General features: G+C 71.2%; 6 protein-coding genes. 2 read left to right on the forward strand and 4 right to left on the reverse strand.

The window, feature by feature from the left end; all coding sequences use genetic code 11:
* Positions 1-62: 62 nt before the first annotated feature.
* Positions 63-1,001 carry a DUF2332 domain-containing protein gene (locus tag ACFHW1_RS28375; protein ID WP_416616623.1) on the forward strand — a complete coding sequence of 313 codons (939 nt, stop codon included), beginning with the start codon at positions 63-65 and terminating at the stop codon, positions 999-1,001.
* A gap of 24 nt (positions 1,002-1,025) precedes the next feature.
* Here ACFHW1_RS28375 and ACFHW1_RS28380 read toward each other — a convergent pair whose 3' ends face one another.
* On the reverse strand, positions 1,026-1,940 hold the full coding sequence (locus ACFHW1_RS28380) for an alpha/beta fold hydrolase (protein WP_416616624.1): 915 nt from the start codon (positions 1,938-1,940) through the stop codon (positions 1,026-1,028).
* Between the two features lie 96 nt (positions 1,941-2,036).
* Here ACFHW1_RS28380 and ACFHW1_RS28385 point away from each other — a divergent pair, with 96 nt between their 5' ends.
* Entirely contained in the window at positions 2,037-2,555 is a 519-nt protein-coding gene (locus ACFHW1_RS28385) for a CGNR zinc finger domain-containing protein (protein ID WP_416616626.1), read from the forward strand.
* A 28-nt stretch (positions 2,556-2,583) separates the two neighbouring features.
* Here the strand turns inward: ACFHW1_RS28385 and ACFHW1_RS28390 are convergent, their stop codons facing one another.
* From ACFHW1_RS28390 to ACFHW1_RS28400, 3 genes are all read right to left on the reverse strand, one after another.
* Positions 2,584-3,813: an MFS transporter gene (locus ACFHW1_RS28390; RefSeq protein ID WP_416616628.1), complete on the reverse strand. Its 1,230-nt coding sequence runs from the start codon at positions 3,811-3,813 to the stop codon at positions 2,584-2,586.
* A 99-nt stretch (positions 3,814-3,912) separates the two neighbouring features.
* The gene (locus tag ACFHW1_RS28395; RefSeq protein WP_416568161.1) at positions 3,913-4,260 is read right to left on the reverse strand and encodes a hypothetical protein; all 348 of its coding nucleotides are present in this window, start codon (positions 4,258-4,260) and stop codon (positions 3,913-3,915) included.
* Between the two features lie 87 nt (positions 4,261-4,347).
* The coding region (locus ACFHW1_RS28400) for a hypothetical protein (protein ID WP_416616630.1) at positions 4,348-4,572 on the reverse strand (225 nt) is incomplete at its 5' end.

Raw genomic sequence — 4,572 nt, forward strand, 5'->3', positions numbered from 1 at the left:
CGCCCGGACCAGCACCCGCACGGCGCGTCACGAGGCAAACGTTCCCTGACACGGCACTAGCGATGACCACCGCTGAGGTGTACGCCGACTTCGCCCGCCGGCAGGCGTCCGGGGTGTCGCCCAGCTACCAGCGGCTGGCGTACGCGGTCGCCCGCGACGACGATCTCCTCGCTTTGCTGGACTCGTTGCCGCCGCCGACCCGGCAGCCGGACCTGCTGTTCGGCGTGGTCCGGCTGCTCGGCGGGCCGGTCGACGAGCCGGCCGCGTTCCACGACTTCACGGTGGCGCGCTGGCCGGCGGTCGAGGCGCAGATGCGTCGCCGGCTCACCCAGACCAACGAGGCCGGACGGTGCGCCGTACTGCTGCCGGTGCTGGCGGCGTTGCCGCAGCCGCTGGCGCTTCTGGAAGTCGGCGCGTCGGCGGGCCTGTGTCTCTACCCGGACCGGTACGCCTACCGCTACGACGGCGGCCCGATCGTGGGGCAGGGCGAGCCGGTGCTCGACTGCGCGACAGCAGGGTTGACGCCTCCGCGTACCCGGCCGGAGGTGGTGTGGCGGGCCGGGCTGGACCTGACTCCGCTGGACGTCACCGACGCCGACGACGTCGCCTGGCTGGACGCGTTGGTCTGGCCCGAGCAGGAGCATCGGCGGGCCCGGCTGGCGGCTGCGGCGGGCGTCGCGGCGGCCGATCCGCCGCTGCTGGTCCGGGGTGATCTGGTCGACGACCTGCCGGCGATGGCCGCGTCGGCGCCGCCGGAGGCGACGCTGGTGGTGTTCCACACCGCAGTGCTCTACCACGTGCCGGCTCCGCGCCGGTCGGTCTTCGTCGACCTGGTACGCGGCCTGCCGGGTCACTGGGTGGCGAACGAGGGGCCGGACATCCTGCGCCACGGCGCGCTGCCGCCGCCACCGGACGACACCCTGCACAACGTGCTCGCCCTGGACGGCCGGCCACTGGCCTGGACCCGACCACACGGCCAGGGGATGACCTGGTTCGGTTGACCGCCGACCCGGGCGGCGGCCGTTTCACAGGTGGGTGGTTCGCGCGTCGCGGGCTGTCGCAGGCCGGGTTGTCGGCAGCGCGCGGGACAGGAAGTCCCGGATGTGGCCGACCACGGTGTCCAGGTGACTTTCCAGCAGGAAGTGACCGCCGCCGGGCACCAGGTGGATCTCGGCGTCCGGGAGGTCCCGCGCGAAGGCACGCGCCCCGTCCGGCCCGAAGATCAGATCCTCGGCCCCCCAAACGGCCAGTAGCGGCACCTGACTGCGCCGAAAATACGCGTGCAGCTTCGGGTACAGCGGAGGGTTGGTGGCGTAGTCGCGGAAAAGCGCCAGCTGTGCCAGGTCGTTGCCGGGGCGGCTGATGTCGCGGTGGTCGTACGTCCAGGTGTCGGGGTCGACCAGGTCGGGGCGGTCCACGCCGTGCATGTACTGCCAGCGGATGGCGTCCAGACCGAGGGCGGTGCGCACCGCCGGCTCCGTGTCCGGTCCCGGATCGTCGGCGTACGCCCACACGGGTGTCCAGAAGTCGGGGACGAAGCCGTCGTCGTACCCGTTGCCGTTCTGGCTGATGACCGCGGTGATCATCTCGGGGGCGCGGATGGCGAGTCGCCATCCGATCGGAGCGCCGTAGTCCTGCACGTAGATGGCGCAGCGGGTGACGCCGAGCTCGGCCAGGAACGCTTCGGTGACGTCGGTGAGTGCGTCGAACGTGTACGGGAACGCGTCGGCGGGCGGGGCGTCGGAGTGGCCGAAGCCGATGTGGTCGGGGGCGATGACGTGGAACCGGTCGGCGAGTCGCGGGATCAGCCGGCGGAACATACGTGAGCTGGTGGGGTATCCGTGCAGGAGCAGCAGCGTCGGCGCGTCGTGGGGGCCGGCCTGTCGGTAGAAGACGCGGTGCCCTCGCACGGTGGCGTACCGGTGGTGAACTTCGACCATCTCTAACCCTCTCAGAACTTCGTGGTGGTTATCTGGATTCAAGTGGACCCGATCTGCGATAACCTGTCAAGCGCGGTGAGAGGGTTAGTGGCGAGGGTGGGTGAGATCACCGTGATCGACGAGCAGGCGCTGATCGAGGCGCTGAACAGCACACCCGTGGTGGACGGCCGACCGCAGGATCAGTGGGCCGACGACGCCGCGCTGCGGCAGTGGGCACACCGGCACGGAGGCTCCGGCGACCCGGCAACGACCACCTGGCTGCGGACCGCCAGGGACGCGCTGCAGGCCGCCACCCGCGGTGCCGTGCCCGAAGCGGACCTGCGGCGGATCCTCGCCGGCGTCCAGCAACTGCCCGAGGTCGACGCGTCGGGCCTGCGCTGGCGCCTGTGCGGGCCCCCCGACCGGATGCTCGCCGTGCAGCTGGTGCTCGCCTGGTTCGACGTACAGGCCCGGCTACCCGGCCGACTGCGGCCCTGCGACAACACCGAGTGCCGCCTGTTCCACCTGGACCGCAGCCGTGCCAACACCGCCCGCTGGTGCTCGATGAAGACCTGCGGCAACCGGCTGAAGGCGCGCCGACACCAACAACGCACCCGCCGGGAGCCGGCACCCTGAACAGGGCAGCACGGTCCACCGCACGAACTCAGGATCCGGTTCGTTCGCCCAGCGTTTCCAGCCTGGGGGCGCACCTGATCTGGCGGCTCGTCGTCGATGCCGCCGCGACGACGGCCAGCCACGCCGCCAGGGCGGCGAAGGTCGGCACCGCGCCCAGGGTCTCCAGCGCTGTGCCGCCGAGGAGGGCGCCCACGGGGCGGGCACCCCAGCCGATCATCCGGGAGGCGCCGTTGACCCGGCCCTGGAGGCGGTCGGGGGTCAGGGCGTACCGGTAGGCGGCGGTGGTGGTGTTGAAGATCGGGCCCACCAGTGCGCCGACCGTGTAGACCGCCCCCAGCGTGAACACGGTCGGGGCCAGGGCCAACGCCGCCATCTGCGCGACCCACCACCAGAGCGCGCCGATCAGGATCACGTTCGGGGAAACGAGGCGTTGTACCGGCGGGGCCACCAGGGCACCGGCGATCGCGCCCACGCCGAAGAGCCCGAGCAGCAGACCAACGCCGGTCGGGGACGCGCCGAGGTCAGTGGCGCGCACGATGACGGCCAGGCTGAGGGTGCTGAAGGCCAGGTTGCCAGCCGACGCGATCGCCACGAGGGCGCGCAGGAGATGCTTACGCCACAGCCAGCGGACACCCTCGGCGATCTCTGCCAGCAGGGGGCGACGCTGCGCCACCCGCTTCTCCTCCAGGTCCCGCCGGATCGGGGCGACCAGGGCGACGCCCACCACGTACGACACGGCGTCGGCGGCGAACGGCACCGCGTGGCCCAGCCCGAACAGCAGGCCGCCCAACGGCTGGCCGGCCAGGTCGGCACCCTGGTCGCGGGCCTGGTTCTGGGTGATCGCCGTCGGCAGTTGGGGTTTCGGCACCACGTGTGGCAGGGCGGCGGTCTCGGCGAGCAGGAAGAAGACGTACAGCGTCCCCTCGACGAAGGCCACGACCATGAGGTGTCCGATCGTGATCCGTCCGAGCGCGACGGCCACCGCGACCGATGCCAGGGCCACCGCCCGGCCGGCGTCGGCGACGAGCATGATCCGCTTGCGGGGCCAGCGGTCGACCAGGGCACCCGCCGGCAGGAACCAGATCAGGAACGGGGCCGCCTGCGCGGCCGCCACCAGCCCGGCCTGCGCCGGTGAGCCGGTGACGGCCAGCACGAGCAGCGGGTACGCGAGGCCGCTGATCCGGGTGCCGAGCGTCGATACGACCTGGCCGCTCCACAGTAGGAGGAAGTCACGGTTTCGCCAGAGGGAGACCGGCACCGGGCCAGTCTGGCAACCGGCTGAGGTTAGGCACAACCAAGATCATTTGATGCTCTGCTGGGATCGTGTCGGCGTGTCGGCCGGTTTTTCATCAAGTGATCATGGCTGGCCGGGCTGGTGCAGCCAGACCCGCAGGGCGCCGACCGGGGCGAAGCCGTGTGCTCGGGCGCGCGCGAGGTCGTCGCCCCGCTCATAGCCGACCAGCGGCAGCCCTGGAATGTGGACGGCTGCCTCGGTGATGGCGGTCGCCCGGACATCGGACTGTTCGCCGCTGTCAGCGGCGAACAGGTTGGACAGACCGACGACGTCGCCGTCGCAGGTCAGGACGAAGCCGCCAGCGCGCCTGCCGGGACTATCAGACGCCCCAGTCCCGCCGGGGCACCGCCGCCTGTCCGCAGAAACCGATCTGACCGCCCGTCGCGCTGGCCGGGCAAGCGCTACGCGCACACGGTTGCTCCGGTGCCGGTGCCAGCGGACCGCCAGGATCAGATGACGTAAACTCGGGTGACACGCCGAGGAACTCCCGCGATCTCGTCAGCTGATCTTGCGGCCGCGGTCGGCTCCCTGATGATGAGTTTTCGTGTCCGTACCCCCGTCATACCTGCGACGGGCCACGACGAGCGGAGCGATGACCTGATAGGTGTGGAGACGCGGCTGACGTTCCTGCGGGCCTGGTGGCGTCGGGAAGAATGCTGAGTGGTGTCCCGCACCGGGTTTGATGGAGACATCGAAACCTGGGAGGAACACCAGCGATGCCCG

The sequence above is a fragment of the Micromonospora sp. LOL_014 genome (genome assembly GCF_048060245.1).
GTDB lineage: Bacteria > Actinomycetota > Actinomycetes > Mycobacteriales > Micromonosporaceae > Micromonospora_E.

Excerpts from the sequence above, each read along its gene's own strand:
- ACFHW1_RS28380 (WP_416616624.1), bottom strand. The coding sequence starts at position 1,940 with ATGGTCGAAGTTCACCACCGGTACGCCACCGTGCGAGGGCACCGCGTC.
- ACFHW1_RS28375 (WP_416616623.1), top strand. The coding sequence starts at position 63 with ATGACCACCGCTGAGGTGTACGCCGACTTCGCCCGCCGGCAGGCGTCC.